The 15,874-nt window shown below is 39.4% G+C and carries 17 protein-coding genes; all 17 read left to right on the top strand.

What is annotated here, in order from left to right:
• Positions 1 to 35: 35 nt before the first annotated feature.
• The 17 genes from ABC382_RS08920 to ABC382_RS08840 all read left to right on the top strand — a co-directional run bounded on the left by ABC382_RS08920 (position 36) and on the right by ABC382_RS08840 (position 15,863).
• Positions 36 to 659 (top strand): DUF4355 domain-containing protein, encoded by a 624-nt coding sequence (locus tag ABC382_RS08920; RefSeq protein WP_412926733.1) that lies wholly within the window; start codon positions 36 to 38, stop codon positions 657 to 659.
• A gap of 15 nt (positions 660 to 674) precedes the next feature.
• Positions 675 to 1,034 (top strand): hypothetical protein, encoded by a 360-nt coding sequence (locus ABC382_RS08915; protein ID WP_412926732.1) that lies wholly within the window; start codon positions 675 to 677, stop codon positions 1,032 to 1,034.
• Positions 1,035 to 1,054: 20 nt separating this feature from the next.
• Positions 1,055 to 2,104, top strand: coding sequence for a major capsid protein (locus tag ABC382_RS08910; RefSeq protein ID WP_412926731.1), 1,050 nt, complete (start codon positions 1,055 to 1,057; stop codon positions 2,102 to 2,104).
• A 46-nt stretch (positions 2,105 to 2,150) separates the two neighbouring features.
• Complete coding sequence (locus ABC382_RS08905; RefSeq protein WP_412926730.1) at positions 2,151 to 2,378, top strand: hypothetical protein; 228 nt, start codon at positions 2,151 to 2,153, stop codon at positions 2,376 to 2,378.
• Between the two features lie 9 nt (positions 2,379 to 2,387).
• The gene (locus ABC382_RS08900) at positions 2,388 to 2,738 is read left to right on the top strand and encodes a head-tail connector protein (RefSeq protein WP_412926729.1); all 351 of its coding nucleotides are present in this window, start codon (positions 2,388 to 2,390) and stop codon (positions 2,736 to 2,738) included.
• Positions 2,716 to 3,048 (top strand): phage head closure protein, encoded by a 333-nt coding sequence (locus tag ABC382_RS08895; protein ID WP_412926728.1) that lies wholly within the window; start codon positions 2,716 to 2,718, stop codon positions 3,046 to 3,048. Before ABC382_RS08900 ends, ABC382_RS08895 begins: the two co-directional genes overlap by 23 nt.
• On the top strand, positions 3,048 to 3,464 hold the full coding sequence (locus ABC382_RS08890; protein ID WP_112118273.1) for an HK97-gp10 family putative phage morphogenesis protein: 417 nt from the start codon (positions 3,048 to 3,050) through the stop codon (positions 3,462 to 3,464). The genes ABC382_RS08895 and ABC382_RS08890 overlap by 1 nt, the downstream gene beginning before the upstream one ends.
• A complete protein-coding gene (locus ABC382_RS08885; RefSeq protein WP_412926727.1) occupies positions 3,461 to 3,904 on the top strand; it encodes a DUF3168 domain-containing protein in 444 nt (147 codons plus the stop codon). The genes ABC382_RS08890 and ABC382_RS08885 overlap by 4 nt, the downstream gene beginning before the upstream one ends.
• 42 nt (positions 3,905 to 3,946) lie before the next feature.
• A complete protein-coding gene (locus ABC382_RS08880; protein ID WP_412926726.1) occupies positions 3,947 to 4,723 on the top strand; it encodes a phage major tail protein, TP901-1 family in 777 nt (258 codons plus the stop codon).
• A gap of 66 nt (positions 4,724 to 4,789) precedes the next feature.
• Positions 4,790 to 5,293 (top strand): tail assembly chaperone, encoded by a 504-nt coding sequence (locus tag ABC382_RS08875; RefSeq protein WP_412926725.1) that lies wholly within the window; start codon positions 4,790 to 4,792, stop codon positions 5,291 to 5,293.
• A 56-nt stretch (positions 5,294 to 5,349) separates the two neighbouring features.
• Positions 5,350 to 5,571: a hypothetical protein gene (locus tag ABC382_RS08870; protein WP_412926724.1), complete on the top strand. Its 222-nt coding sequence runs from the start codon at positions 5,350 to 5,352 to the stop codon at positions 5,569 to 5,571.
• 13 nt (positions 5,572 to 5,584) lie between these two features.
• Complete coding sequence (locus ABC382_RS08865) at positions 5,585 to 9,619, top strand: hypothetical protein (protein WP_412926723.1); 4,035 nt, start codon at positions 5,585 to 5,587, stop codon at positions 9,617 to 9,619.
• A gap of 3 nt (positions 9,620 to 9,622) precedes the next feature.
• Positions 9,623 to 10,543, top strand: a complete 921-nt coding sequence (locus ABC382_RS08860) for a phage tail domain-containing protein (RefSeq protein ID WP_412926722.1) — start codon at positions 9,623 to 9,625, stop codon at positions 10,541 to 10,543.
• A gap of 11 nt (positions 10,544 to 10,554) precedes the next feature.
• The gene (locus ABC382_RS08855; RefSeq protein WP_412926721.1) at positions 10,555 to 13,260 is read left to right on the top strand and encodes a peptidase G2 autoproteolytic cleavage domain-containing protein; all 2,706 of its coding nucleotides are present in this window, start codon (positions 10,555 to 10,557) and stop codon (positions 13,258 to 13,260) included.
• A 137-nt stretch (positions 13,261 to 13,397) separates the two neighbouring features.
• The gene (locus ABC382_RS08850) at positions 13,398 to 13,670 is read left to right on the top strand and encodes a hypothetical protein (RefSeq protein ID WP_412926720.1); all 273 of its coding nucleotides are present in this window, start codon (positions 13,398 to 13,400) and stop codon (positions 13,668 to 13,670) included.
• A 78-nt stretch (positions 13,671 to 13,748) separates the two neighbouring features.
• Positions 13,749 to 13,970: a hypothetical protein gene (locus tag ABC382_RS08845; RefSeq protein ID WP_412926719.1), complete on the top strand. Its 222-nt coding sequence runs from the start codon at positions 13,749 to 13,751 to the stop codon at positions 13,968 to 13,970.
• A 78-nt stretch (positions 13,971 to 14,048) separates the two neighbouring features.
• A complete protein-coding gene (locus tag ABC382_RS08840; protein ID WP_412926718.1) occupies positions 14,049 to 15,863 on the top strand; it encodes a phage tail protein in 1,815 nt (604 codons plus the stop codon).
• The last annotated feature ends 11 nt before the right edge of the window (positions 15,864 to 15,874 follow it).

Here is a 15,874-nt window from a genome sequence, read left to right as displayed (position 1 = left end):
GTGGGCGTAAGCGTGCGAAGGACAGGAGGAAAAACATGCAAGTCAATTTCGAAGAGTTAAAAACACTTGTTGAGGCTGGTGACAAGTCGGCTTTCGTTCAACATATTTTCAAATCGTTGGAGAAAGGTGACGTATTAACGGCAGCAACAGCGAACGCAGCAATTAAGAGTGAGTTAGATTCTGAGAAGGATAAACACTACAATACAGCTTTAGAAACATGGAAGTCTAACCATCTACAAGGATTAATTGATGAGGAAGTATCAAAACGAAATCCTCAAGAAACGCCGGAACAAAAACGTATTCGTGAACTTGAAGAAAAACTACAGCAAAACGAACAGAAAGAACAGCGTGCTGCATTGCGTGAAAGTGCAATCAAGTATATGACCGAAAAAGGTTATGATGCGAAATTTGCTACTAAGTACGCTGACAAGTTTTTAGCAGCTGATGAAACGGCTACAAATACGTTTTTAGACGAGTTTAAAACAGACTTCGATGCATTTGTCCAAGCAAGTGTTGAAGAGCGTATGAAAGGTTCTGCTCGTAATCCTGGAGGTGGAAGTCATACAGGAGGAAATGAACCTTCTTATGGTTCAAAGTTAGCTCAAGGTAATGAGGTAACGCAGCAAGCAGAGGAAGCACAAGGACATTATTTCAAATAACAGGAGTGAATGATAATGGGGAAATTTGTAGTTACAGATTACGCAAATGGTAAAGAGATTTTGAAGTACCCTGATCATCATGTCTCAATGACAGCAACATTTGATGATACAGGAATTACAGCGAATGCTGATGGTAAGAAGATTGTTCCTGCTGGAACGATTGTTGGTGGAGGCATGCTTGCTGATCGTTCAGTGAAAGCGAAAGCTGCTAACGATGCCACAGCAGAGGGTGTAAGTCGATATGATGTTGACGTTACCTATGGTCCAGCAGTTGGGGCAGTAGTAATACATGGTTTTGTTGATTTAGCAAAACTCCCAGAACAGCCATCAGCTGAGGCGATTGGTGCATTAAAACAAATTACATTCATGAAATAAGATTAGGAGAGTGAAAGAGTATGCCAACAATTTATGATTTAGTGACAGCTGGTAACATTGCTGATTTTATTGTTACTACTAATTTAAACAAGAAGCCAGCGTTGGGCGCAGCTTTATTCCCATCCGACAAACAATTAGGACTAGATTTATCGTATTTAAAAGGACGAGCTGGATTGCCAGTAGCTTTAAAGTCATCTGCATTTGATGCACAAGCCCCTGTTCGTGATCGCATTGGAGTTTCAGCTATTCAAACTGAAATGCCATTCTTCCGTGAAAGAATGATAGTTAAAGAAAAAGAACGTCAGCAAATTAACACATTACTACAGGGTGGACAAACGAAAATGGCTGATGCAGTCATTAAATTTGTTTTTGATGACATGAAAACACTTGTTGATGGTGCAGAAGCGACAACAGAACGTATGCGTATGCAATTATTATCAGAGGGTAAAATCCAAATCGCATCAGAAGGTGCATATCATACGTATGATTACAAACTGGCAGCAGATCAATTTGAAACATTGACTGGTACTGATACATGGGATCAAGCTACTTCCACGCCAGTACAAGATATTTTGGCTTGGAAGAAGGCTGTGCGTAAGCGTACAGGTACAGAACCAACACGCGCTATCTTAACAAGTGCTACGTTTGCGTTAATTGCAAATCATGATTCTATCAAAAAGGACATGAACCCACTAGGGGCTCAAAACATCATCTTAACTGATGAAGATGTATTAAACTATTTATCTCGTAAAACAAATATGCAGTTTGCTATTTACGATGATATGTTTGTCGATGAGCATGGCATTACAAAGTCTTACTTTCCAGATGGAGTTGTAACATTACTACCTCCTGGTGCGCTTGGTAAGACGATGTACGGAACAACACCAGAGGAAAGTGATCTAATGACTGGCGTTACAGATGCCGATGTTTCAATCGTCAATACGGGTGTAGCAGTAACAACAAACAAAATTGTGCATCCAGTTAACGTACAAACAATCGTTTCTCAAATTGCATTACCATCATTTGAACAAGCAGATAAAGTATTTATCGCAAAAGTAGCAACTATTTAAGGGATAGCAAAGAGCTATCTCTTTTTATTTTAAGGAGGGAAATTTTATGCCTTACAACGTTACATTAGCTAAAAATGCAAAGGTAAATGGTAAACATCTAAAGGTTGGAGAAGTTGCTGAAAATGTTTCTGAAGATTTATTCGAAGAACTACAGACGAAGGAACTTGTAGCAAGCTTTGAAGAAGCGAAACAGGAAGTAATTGAGGAGGCTAAGGAAGAAGCCAAACCGAAACGTCAAACCAAACAAACTGCTCAATCAGAAAATGCAGAGTAGGTGATCAAGATGACTTGGACACCTACAGATGAAGATATTAAGTATTACAAGGTTATTTGTGGTGACAAATCTTCAACAAATGATGAATTTTATAAAGTCATGCTGCCATTAGTGCTCGATATGCTTAACAATCAACTGTGCCAAAAGTTTACGCCTACCACTTTGCCAAGTGCCTTAAAGATTTTCCTAGCAAAAGCCACTAACTTTTTCTCTGGAAATGGTGCTTTAAAGGGAAGATCCATGGGAACTGTTTCTTATACTTTCGACTTCGGGACGTTACCTAGTGCTTTAACTGATTTGCTAAAGCCTTATAATGCATGCAGAAAGGCGAAATTCCATGTATTTCAGCCCGTTCGATGAATTTCCTCATACAGTTGAAGTAGTTCAGAAGAAAAAGGTATCGGACGGTGCCGGTGGCTTTAAAACAGAATGGTTCCCAGTAGATACTATGGAGGCATTTGTTGATACACCAACCAGTAAAGAGCAGTATTATGCTCAACAGTTAGGCAATCCGTTACAAAGATATATGTATTATCCTTACAGAACCGATTTAACTTCTAGCATGCGACTACGCTATGAAGGTGAAATCTACGCATTCGCAGGTCGTGCTGAGGACCAGGGTGGTCAACACGAAATCATGCGTGTGGCATTAAAGTTGGTGACGGAGTAATGGCTAGGATTACATTCGGAGGACGCGAGTTGCTGAGAGCAGCACGTAGATTTGAAGAAGGTCTTTTGGATAAGATATCAGACATTGTTTATGAGACAGCGCGGCTTATACAAACGCAGGCCAAGGCTCTAGCTCCTGTTGATGATGGTAGCTTGCGAGACTCAATTGAGATGAAGATGCTTGGAAAATATAACGCTGTTGTTACTGTTGGCGTACATTATGCCATATACGTCGAGTACGGTACTGGTATCTATGCTCAAAATGGAAATGGCCGCAGAACACCTTGGACGTATTTCAGCACAAAGCTAGGGCGTTATGTAACGACTGAAGGTATGAGAGCTCAACCGTTTTGGGGTCCAGCTGTTGATGCTGGAAGGGATTATTTTGAGACGGAAATGAGGCGATTAGGCTTATGACTAATTATTATGCCTTGCCTTACTTTGAATTACAGAAGGCTATTTTTCAAAAGCTAACTGCTTGTAAAGCACTAACGGCCATCACTAGAAAAGATGAATGGGACTTAGGTGTTTATGATGCAGTAGACGAAAACACTCCATATCCTTACGTAACAATATCAGAACCTTATTCATCACCTAATGACACTAAAACAAGCAATATCGAAACGATCACCTTCACCATTCATACTTGGTGGAAAGACAATGATGATTACAGTGGTAAACGTATTACTTATGAGATGTTATCTGCTTGTCAGAGAGTACTGATGACGCGTAATTACGTTATTCCAAATGCGTCAGTATTAAGGGTCGAAAGACGTGAATCAAGGGTGATAGATGATAATATGCCAGGTGTAAAGCATGGCATTTTAACAATGCAATATATAATACAAAACATTTAACAGTCCTCGGGGGCTGTTTTTATTTTAGGAGGGAAAAGCTAGATGGCACGTTTAAACGGTAAAGACAGTCTATTGTTAGTGCAACCTACTAACAACGCATTGGCTGCTGATGGTTTTTTGATTGGAGATCAAACTGAACATACACATTCTTATGAACGAGAGTTAACGGATGAACAAACGAAATTCGGCCGTATATTAGGTCCAGGGCAATTATCAGAATCCTTGGATGTTACGTTTTATGGCAATACAGATGATCCAGGACAAGCTGCTGTTCTTGACTCAATTGTGAAAGGAACACAACTTAAAATTTGGGAAGTCGAAAAACTACTTAACAAAAATGGTAAGCATAATGCGCTATTTGCATATACGTACGTAGAATCGCTTGAAAAATCAGCACCTACAGATGGATTCTTAGAAATTTCGGCTACATTGCAAGTACTGAATACATCTAAACAAGGTGAATTAAATCCTTTACCAGATGATGTACTTAACTTCGGTGATTATGATTTCGAGGCTCCTGGTGAAAAAACTGGGGAGTTCAACGGTGAAGAAACAACAACTCCAGTAGCAGTTACAGGATTGTCAGTAAATCCAACTACGTTAACTGTAGCTGTGGGTGATACAGGTAGTATTGTCGCTAATGTAGTACCAGTGAACGCGACAAATAAATCAGTGACATTTACATCGAGCGATGAAGCAATTGCTACTGTGAATGCGCAAGGCGTTGTAACAGGTGTTGCAGATGGTTCAGCTACAATTACAGCAACAACAGACGATGGTGGATTTACGGCAACAACAGCAGTGACAGTAACTGTATAAACGAATGAGAGAGGGCTACTAAGCTCTCTTTTTTCATTAAAATCAAACAGAAAAGGATGATTATAAATGGCTCAATTACTAATTGGTGAAAACACTCTTACAGCGAAGTTTACTTTTGCATTTAAAAATAAGGCGGATAAAGAATTCAATGATTTAGATGCACATGGTAACCGTCCAGGTGGATTTAATCAGATCTACCAAGGCTTATTGCAATTTGATTTAGATGCTTTACGTGCATTTTGGATGTGTGGACTTGCTCATTTATCTAAACAACCTAGTAAAGCAGAAATTGAAGCAGCGTTAGAGAAACGAATTGAGGAAGATGGCGATGTAGAACCATTATTCCAAGAAGCTTTCCGAGAAATAGATGAATCGGGTTTTTTCAAAAAAGCTGTCAAGACATATTGGGAGAACTTAGAGCTATTCGAATCAGTAGCATCCGAGGAAGAAAAAGAACAAGCAGCAGCTGGAATCGAAATGCTGAAAGCAGCGAGAGACGAATTATTAGGGAACAAACAGATCGAGTTAGTGAAATCCGACAAATCTATCGAGATGCAGCAAGATATCTAAAGGTCTATGATCCAGAGTTAATTCTTTCTTGGCGACCGAGTGAGTTTAAAGCATTCTTGGAAGGGGCTCAAGATGCACGTATCGATCATTATCAAACATTAGCAGACGCAGCAATGTTCAATCGAGTTGCAACTAATAAGCAGCGTATTAATCCAAAGAGTGACTTGTTTGATGCAGATAAAGTAAGAAAATCCATGAATCAAAAAGTTGTAAGTCCAGAAGTTAAGAAACGTCAACACGCAAAAGCAATGGCAGCGTTAAAAAATTGGAAGCCATAGAAGGGAGAACGCTATGAACGGAAACTTTTCAGCTAGAATTGGAGCTAGAATCACAGAGTTTATGGCCCGTATGAGGCAAGTTCGTGAGACAATACGTTCCACAGCTAACGATGTACGCGTTGATATAGGTGCAGACGTTAGCCAATTTAATCGTCGTATGGCTGAAATCCGAGCACGTATAGCAGCACTTACTCGAGATCGGGTTGTCGTAAAAATAGAGGCACGAATAGAGAATTTCCAAAGAAAAATACAACGTATTGCTACCGACATTCGTGCCTTTGGTGAATTAATGCAACACACGCTAACAGGCTCATTGATTGCCGTTCTGCCGATGATTGCACCACTAATAGCTAACATAGGTGTGGCTATTGCAAACCTTGGTCCAATGATCGGTACATTAGCTGGGTCTACTTTTGCTTTAGCAGGGGCGTTCGCAAGTGCTGGTGTAGCAGCTGGAGCCTTTGCAGCAGTTGCAATTCCAACAATCAAAAAGTTATTTGACGAAAACGCACAGTTAAATGCTGCTCAAAAGAATGCCAAAGCTTCTTTTGACAACATGAAATCAACCTATCAAGGACTTGTAAAAGAAACTGAAAAGCCAGTGTTAAATGCTTTTACTAGTGCAATGCAGGCTACAAATACATTACTTACAAAGTTAAGACCATTGTTTGTATCCAGCGCTCAAGCAGTATCTAGCTTGATGACACAACTTAATGAAGCTATTGGTACACCTCCGATTCAAAAGTTCTTAGACTATTTGAATACAACAGGCGCACCAATGTTAAAGACTTTGACAAGATCAATGGGGAATCTCCTTCAAGGTGTATTCTCGATGTTAACAGCGTTTGCACCATTAACAGCATCAACGGCTAAGGGCTTTGAAGAAATGACAACACGCTTTGCTGAATGGTCGAACGGACTATCTGGCAGTTCTAAATTCCAAGCTTTCATGGACTACGTGAATACGAACATGCCAAAGATTCGAGCAATCTTCCGCGATGCAACTGCTGGTATTGTTTATTTCTTCAGTGCATTCGGTGGATCATCCAGTGACATGATGACAGGACTTGTAAATATGATGGCTCGTTTTAAAGAGTGGTCAGCAAGTTTATCTCAAAACCAAGGATTCCAAACGTTCCTCTCTTATGTACAGCAAACTGCACCTAGCGTTCTTCAGTTAATTGGAAACTTAACAAATCTTTTAGTGAATCTAGGTATTGGTATGGCTCCTGTTGGTGCGGGTTTAATGAATATTGTAAATAACATTTTAGAGTTCATTAACGGAGGAATGGAAAGTAACCGAATTATCGGTGTGCTCTTAGCTAGTTTTATTTCGATTGGCGGGGTTCTATTAGCAGTTATTCCTAATGTGATTGCATTTAGAGAACTCTTTAAAGGGTTAGGACCAATCCTATCTAACGGTGTTTCTAAGGCACTTCCATTTATCACGGGGTTATTTACTAACTTTAGTGGAACTATGGCTATGTTAGGCTCTAAGATTATGGTCGCAATAAGAGGCATAGGTGTAGCGTTAGGTTATATTACGAGCCCGATTGGACTTGTCATTATAGCTATTACAGCATTTATTGCAATCTTAGTTAAAACCCATAAAACTAATGAAGAATTTAGAGCTAAGGTAGATGAAGTTTGGAAAGCGATTAAGAGTGTTATTTCATCAGTTCTAAAAGAAATTCAAACAACGATCGTATCTGTTTGGAGCAAAATCACGAAGTTCTGGCAGGACAATCAAGAAAGCATTAAACAAATCGTTGATACAGTTTGGAAAGCGATTGGAGTAGTAATCAATTGGGCAATGGGGAATATCATTGCTATCTTCCAAGTAGCGTGGCCGATTATTTCAGGGGTAGTAAAAATTGCGTGGAACGTCATTAAATCTGCTGTTGAAATCGGCATTAATTTAGTGATGGGTATTATCCAAACCGTAATGCAGTTAATAAATGGTGATTGGAAAGGTGCTTGGGAAACGCTAAAACAGACAGCATCGAGCGTCTGGAAATCCATTGAATCGTTCTTCCGAAATATAAACTTATTTGAAATTGGTAAGAACATTATCCAAGGGTTAATTAAAGGTATCAACTCAATGTGGGAAAGTGTAAAGAAAACTGCTGCAGGTATTGCTGATTTAATTCCTGATTGGTTAAAGAAAAAGTTAGGTATCCATTCCCCTTCAAGGGTTATGGCAAGTGTGGCTAAATGGATTCCTGCGGGTGTAGCAAAAGGAGTATATTCAAACCTTGATTATGTAAAACAATCTGCTGAAGCTATGTCAAAAGCTGCTATACCGAACTTCCAACAAACAGTACAAGCTACAACAAACATGATGGATAGCGCTAAGAAAATACTTGCTTCGAAAACCAAAGAAATTGAAAAGGAAATTAAAACAGTCGAAGAAGAGTATGCGAAGAAAAAAGCAGAGGCTACCAAGAAATCGAACAATAAAATAGCAGAGATCAATGCTAAAGCTAATGACAAAAAGAAAAAGCTTACAGCTGCTCAACAACGCCAAATCTTGAAATTGCATGATGATGAAAAATCTGCTCTTGAAAAGATCGAAAAAGAAAAGGCTAAAAAGATTGATGCTATTCGCGCTAAGTCAGCAAAAGAGCAGTACGACAAGCTGAAAGAATATGCAGAACATCAAGTAGGGTTGGAAAAGTGGTCTACCAAGGAACAAGCAGCTTATTGGCAGTATGCGACTAGTTTGTTCAAAGAAGGTACAGAAGAACGCATCAAAGCTCAAATCGAGTACAACAAATCTATGGCCGAGTTAACTACAGAGCAATTTAACAAAGAAAAGGACTACGTTGACCGTCGTAAAAAGTACAACTTGATGTCATTGACTCAAGAGCTCGCAGCATACGAAAAGTATGTTAAAGCTTACAAGGTTGGTAGTGAAGAACGTATCTACTACGAGGATAAGATTGCTGAGACAAAGCAAGCAATCCATGACCGACTAATGGCCTTAAACGAGGAATACATTAGCAAAATTAAAGATGTACAACAGGCTGAAATTGATGGTATCAAGGAGCTTCAAAAAGCTTATCAGGGTGCCGAAGATGCTCGCGCTAAAGAAATTGCTAATGCGATCAGTATCTTTGATGAATTTGAGCGTAAAACAGATGTATTTGGTTCTAAGCTAATAGAAAACCTACGCTGCCAAGTAGACGCAATGCGTGACTGGGCAAATGATCTTCAAATGCTCGCAGCGAAGGGTGTAGACCAAGGCTTGATTGCAGAACTACAAGCAATTGGACCGAGTGCTCAAGCTGAAATTGCGGCATTAAACAAGCTAAGTCTTGGTGAATTGAATGAGTACGAAAATCTTTGGAAAGAAAAAACGCAGATTGCTAGAGAACGTGCTCAATTTGAGTTAACAGGTCAACGCAAAGACATGGCAGATCAAATTGAAAAGCTCCAAACAGAAACAAAATCTAAGCTAGAGCAATACCAAACCGAATGGGTTGAACAAATCAAACAAATTCGCGAAGGTACAAAAAATGAATTTAACCCGATGATCAGCAGCATGAAAGAGATTGGTATTAATGCTATTGAGGGCTTACGTAATGGATTAGCTAGCCAAGTACCAGCTTTACAAGCACAAGCCAATGAGATAGCAAATACGATCGACAAAACGATTCGTAAGGCATTGCAAATCAAATCACCATCAAGGGTTCTTGAAAAATCAGGGGTATTTTCTGGGCAGGGCATTATCCAAGGATTAGCAAGCACAAAAGGCATGTTAGAAAACACTGTTAGAAGCCTAACGGATATAATGCAGACTGATATTTCAGCAGCATCTATCGGGCTTTCTACAGCTCTAAATGGTGGTATGGATTCACACTTGTTAAACAGCTACGAGCTAACATCCAGCCAAGATCAAATCGGAGTCTTAAAACAGATTGCTGCATTAATTAGCAAACTGGATTTTGTTGTGGAATTAGACGGAGATGTGATCAGTGAATACGTTGATAGGAACCAAAGTAACAGGGTTTCATCAAGAAGAACAACTATTGGTAAAGGGGTGTAGTCAATGGACACATTAATCGAATATATGACAGGGGCTACACTCTCTCTTGTTAAAGAGGGTTATATCACACAGGATTTATTAATTAGACCTATCGAACAAAAAGCATCAAGTGTTGATGTGGACGGGCGACCAGGGGTAGTACGAGAATCAGTCAATCATGGTTCAAGGGTAATCATCTTATCTATTATGTTCATAGCTTCAGATGAATTAGATTTTGCTCTAAGACGCGATAAGTTGTTTTCAATTTTTAGCGACTTGGAGCCTTTTTATATCTACGAAGGACGACCAACTTATAAGACTAGTACTTATGAGTTCGAATTGCCAGGGCAAGCATGGGGCGAGAATCAACAGTTACCTACCAATATAGAAATATTAAAAGGTAAACGCTATAAAGTTATTCGCACCAATATGAATGAGGTTGAGCAGAATGGATTGATAGGAAAGGTTGATATTGAGTTTGAGACCTACCAATTACCTTATGCTGAGTCACCAGGTACCACGTTAGATGAACGTACTTTTGATAAGGAGATATGGCAGACAGGGCAAGGGTTAATCGCTGTGGATCCAACAACATTAAAATATGTATTCCAAAATGAAACAACTTTTCAGGTTTACAATGCTGGTGATGTGCCACTAAAAACTAACTTGCGAGACATGCTCTTTGAAATAGAGTTCCGGGGTGCAAGTACAAATCTAAGTATCAAGAATGTCACGAACGATACACAGTGGCAATACAACGCTTCTAGTGGCGCTAATGACGTTATTAAGCTTGAAACACCTACTAGATTTACTAAAAACGGTAGCAGTATTTTCAAAGATACAAATCGTAAAGTGTTGGTATTGAATCCAGGTTGGAACACCATTCAAATTACTGGTGCATCACAATTTCTAATATCATTTAAATTCAAATTTTATTACAAGTGAGGAGGGCTACAATGGCACGTATGCGTGAAATCGGTGCTTCCTTGGATAAAGGATACCGAGACGATTTAAACTATAATTTCGGGCTGTTAGAAGCCTTAATCGGTGAAGCCAATGGTTTGACCGATAACTTGAGAGAGGAAATGCTCGGAAAGATAAATAACCTTCAGCAACAAATTGATATGCTGACTGGTGAGAATATCGGGGAATTACTAGAGCGCCTAAACGATTCCATTCAACAAGCATTAACAGCCGCACAAGAGGCTAGAACAGCTAAATCAGCAACGGAAGAAGCTACAGCGTTAGCTACAACAGCCACAGAATTAGCAAATGCTAGTGCTTTGCTTGCAGAAGAGAAAGCAAATTATGCCAACGAAAAAGCCGTACTCGCTCAAGAGGCAGCAGATAACGCCAATCAAGAGACTTCGAACTTATCGCAGTTAAAGATTGATGTTGTACAAGCTACACAAGATGCAAATACAGCTACTGGTAATGCAAATCAAGCAACCCAAGCAGCACAGATAGCTACTGATGCAATAAATGTAGTTTTACCAAATGTAACAGGGTTAGTGAATCTAAAGGAATGGTCCATAGAAACACAGTATAAAAAGAACAACTTCGTCACTTTAGAAGGTAACGGTTATATGGCCTTACGTGATAATAAAGGTGTAAAGCCACCATCATTTCCTGTACTATCGAATGCTGATTGGGCGATGTTTGTTCAAAAGGGAGAGAAAGGTGAGCAGGGTACAGGGGTAAGGATTTTAGGAACACTTCCAGATGAAAGTGCTTTACCACCCCTTGGCGAACCAGGGGATGCCTACTTAATTAACGGTGATTTATATGTGTGGTCAGATACTACAAATGATTGGACAAATGTTGGTACGATTAAAGGTCCAAAAGGTGATACTGGACCTCAAGGCCCGCAAGGTGAACAAGGCCCTCCTGGACAGGATGCTGATCTTACAGAAGTGAATCAAGAAATAGCAAATTTACAGCAAACTGTAACAAACAATCAGCAAGTTGTTACTGCACATTTGGGACAAATGGTTCTATCCGAAAATGGTGCACATGGCATACGTTACTTTAATGAGAAACTTGCAGTAGAAAAAGACACAAATCAGTGGGAAATTATTAAAACTGGTGGAGAGTTATTTCAACACGAAAATGTTAGAAATGAAACTGCAAATGCACTAGGAGAGTATAACTTTGCAGGTAGTGTCATGGCTGTGACTGCTGTTACTAACGTTAATATTGTCGCCAAAACAATAGATGTTTCAGATGCTACTGGGTTTAACATAGGCGATGAGGTGCATTTAAAATTCCAAAGTAAACATTTAATCCCTGCTACTATAACTGCTAAAACAATAACTATTGCTCCTGCTGCAACTATTACAGTAGTGACTGCTGGTGATGAGTCTGTCGGTGGTGTTCTATTTGTGATAAAACAAGGTGGTACAAACAAAGGACAACTAGCAATAGGTTTTAATACAATGGCTACAGGTGCGTACTCTTACGCAGAAGGGTTTAAAACATTAGCAAAGGGTTTCGGCTCACATTCAGAGGGAGCTGGTACAATTGCAGTTGGTCAATACGCGCATGTAGAAGGACAACGAAGTATTGCTGAAGGTTCTTTTGCTCATGCAGAAGGGTCTGATACAGTAGCAAGAGGACAAAATTCGCACGCAGAAGGAAGTTATACAGTAGCAAATGGATATAATTCTCATGCTGAAGGTATGACTACAAAAGCTGTAGGTGAAGCCTCTCACACAGAAGGTAATAGTACTGAAGCTGGAGGACACTATTCCCATGCAGAAGGTAGTTACACAAAAACTACTGGGAACTCAGCGCATGCTGAAGGCAATCTTACTGAGGCTACTGGTAATTATTCCCATGCAGAGGGGACAAGAACTAAAGCTATAGGTGAGTATTCGCATTCTGGTGGAGAAAACACTTCGGCTGACGTTTATGCTTCTACAGCTATTGGTAGATACAGCAAACCTATGACTGGTTCTACTGGAGTTGCCGTTCAGACAGATGATGCCTTTGTAATTGGAAATGGTGTTGGCCCAACAGGGCGTAGTAACGCTTTCCGTGTACGTTTTAATGGCTCTACTTATGGTGTTGGGGCGTGGAACTCTACAGGTGCTGACTACGCTGAATACTTCGAATGGCTGGATGGAAACATGGACGACGAGGACAGAGTAGGTTTTGTCGTAGCTCTAGAAGGTGATAAAATACGCAGAGCTACAGTAGATGATACTTACATCTTAGGTATCATCTCAGCTAACCCTTCAGTTATCGGTGACTCTCACCAAGATGACTGGAACGATAAATATGTTACTGATGAGTGGGGACGAATTCAGTACCATTGGGTAGATGTAGAGTATGAAGAAACTGTTCCAGTAACTGCCGAGATAGAAGGGGGTGGATTTGTTCATACTACTGAAACTATCATTAAAACTCGTCAAGACTACGTTCCTATGCTTAACCCAAATTGGAACAATGGCGAGGAGTACATCCCTCGTGAGGAGCGTAAAGAGTGGGACGCTGTAGGTTTAATGGGGAAACTGTTAGTACGTGATGATGGAACTTGCGAGGTAAATAGCTATGCGAAAATCGGTGATGTTGAAGGAGTTTTAACAGCTTCTAATGAACGTACAGATATGCGAGTGATTGAGCGTGTGGCTCCTAATATTATTCGGGTGTTTATTAAATAAAAGAACATAATAGCTCCAAGTTTATAGGACAGTGGTGTTGAGTTTTACTTGGAGATTATGAACTAACTGAATAAGGATTATTTATTTTATCATCTTCTGATTTTCTAGTAAAATGGTAAAAAAGGAGATGACTTTTTATGAAGAGTTTAAATGGTTCTGCTGGTACTGGGGAAAAAATCTTGGATAATTGGAGATTATTTAAATATAAGTTTAATGATGAACGCAGTGAAGGGAATTTCTATTCTTATGAAGTTTCTTTTGGAAGGCAGCTAGGATATTTAAATTACGAGGTCAATAACGATGATATAGAAAATGTTAATTTGTATCTTGATGGTTTTCCCAAACCATTAAGCCAAAACAATGATAGTGCCCTAAAAAGGGTAGCGTTATTTGTTCATCCATCAAAATAGTTCCATATTGTTCAGTAAGCGCTACTCAATTGAGTGGCGTATTTTTATTAAATTTGAATACTAGGAAGGAGCTTTATAATGGGCGAAATAGTATTAAATGAATTAAAAGAAGTAAAAGAAGTAAAAGAACTGCTCCAGGTTGTTATGAGTAGCCAAGAGCAGAATGAAAAACGCATTATTCAAATGTTATCAAATATTGAGGGACGACTATATTCTATTGAGGAGAGTACAATCTGGATAAAAAATGGCGGTAATTATCTTGGTGATGCAAAAGGACCTGTGGGTGTCCCAGGATTATAATAACATCTCTGAAATTTCGAGTATGGAAGCGCTACTCACACCGAGTAGCGTATTTTAATTGTGGAAGAAGGTGATACGATGCTATCAATCACTAACTATGAAGGCACTTTAACAGAAGCTTTAGTATGTAGAGGAAAGCCAGTTGTAAGAAAGAACATCGATGGTGTATTTGAACTGACCTTGGATGCAAGTGAAAGTGATAATCCACATTCATTTAATTTGATTGCAGAGGAAAGTATCATCGATGCTGGTGGCTTCCAGTTTCGGATAAAGCAACTACAACGAAAATCCCGAGGAAATGTGAAGTCAGTCCTTGCACAACATATCTTTTTTGACAACATCTGGCGCAGACAAGAGGGCACCAACGGAGGACATAAAACCTTAAATGAGTTTGCCACTTTTGCATTGCGTAATACAAACTGGACCTTCACAAGTGATTTTAATGAAGATGGCTATATAGAAGCTTTCGGGAATGACAATATCGTTAAATTAGTTAATCAAATCTGTGAAGCATTTGAATGTGAATATGAAATCACATCAAACAGTAACATCCATTTCAGCAAAATGCTTGGCCCAGATAACGATTTTATCTACCAATATGGTGACAATATCGTTGAACTGTCTAAATCGGTAAATACAGACAATCTAAGAACGCGTATTAGTGCAAAGGGTAAAGATAATCTTGTTGTCCGATACACGTCGCCACAGGCTGCAAAATGGGGTATCCGTGATGCTGATGACATGAGCGATGAACGGTTTTCGGATTCAGAGAATTTGATGGATAAGGCTCGAAAATCGTTAAAAGACCAGCCAGAAATATCAATCGAGTTGGATTCGATAGAGTTACTGGATAAACAGCTTGGAGAGCGTATCTGGCTAATTTACAAGCCTTGGGATTATGAAATGCAGACTCGTATTTTAGAGGTCACTCAAGTAATCGATGAAGAAACAGATGAATTTAAAACAGTGGCCGTTGTGATTGGTAATGCCCTACCTCAAACATTATCAGATGAATTAACGGAGACACAGGAAATTTTAAACGAATCGATTAAAGAGTATCGTTCGGCCATAACACAAACCGACTCGAACATTCGATTAGAAGTGGAACGTATCGACAAAAGCATAGCAGCTATTGATATAAAAGCAGACAACATTAATCTAAGTGTGAACAACCGTATTACTAGCGAGGTAGCCCAACTCAACATCAGAGCTGATAGCATTACGGCAGAGGTTTCCAGGGTAGAACGCAAAGCCGACAGTACACAGACGCAAGTGTCGTCTTTATCTATTGAGGTTGGACAAATAACAACCCGAGTATCAAATGTCGATTCCAGACTTGGAACAGCGGAAAGTAGCATTACGCAACAGGCATACCAGATTACTCAAAAGGTAAGTAATACTGATTACAACGGTAATACAATAGCATCACTGATTAACCAAACGTCAACAACAATTACGATTCAGGCTTCTAAAATCAGTTTGGTTGGTGCTGTAAGTGTTCTTTCTGATATAAGTGGAAACTTAGGTACGATTTATGCTGGAAGGATAGAAGGTGCCACAATTGATATTAGCACTGATGCTACAGTAGGGAACAATTTGTATTTAGGTAAAAGTGGTGGTTTTAAGTCACTAGTATTTAATAACTCAAACCGTATCAACAGTTCTGGTTATGGGATGGAATTAAACGCGCAAGAAATTAATTTAAGTTCTGCAGATATAACCATCGGAACAGGTGGTGGGATAACAGATTTTAATGGAACTGTAGATTTTTCATACGCAACTGTTCGAGGAGTCGCAAGAGCTAATTCGTCAGGTATAGGTATCTCTTACTCAAACGGAAGATTATATGTGCAAGTTGATGGTTCAACAAAAGGTTCTGTGGCACTAACATAAAAGGAGATTGA

It is taken from the genome of Lysinibacillus phoenicis, from assembly GCF_047238325.1.
Taxonomy (GTDB): domain Bacteria; phylum Bacillota; class Bacilli; order Bacillales_A; family Planococcaceae; genus Lysinibacillus; species Lysinibacillus irui.
Note: the sequence above shows the minus strand (reverse complement) of the source record. Positions and strands in the feature narration are given on the sequence as shown.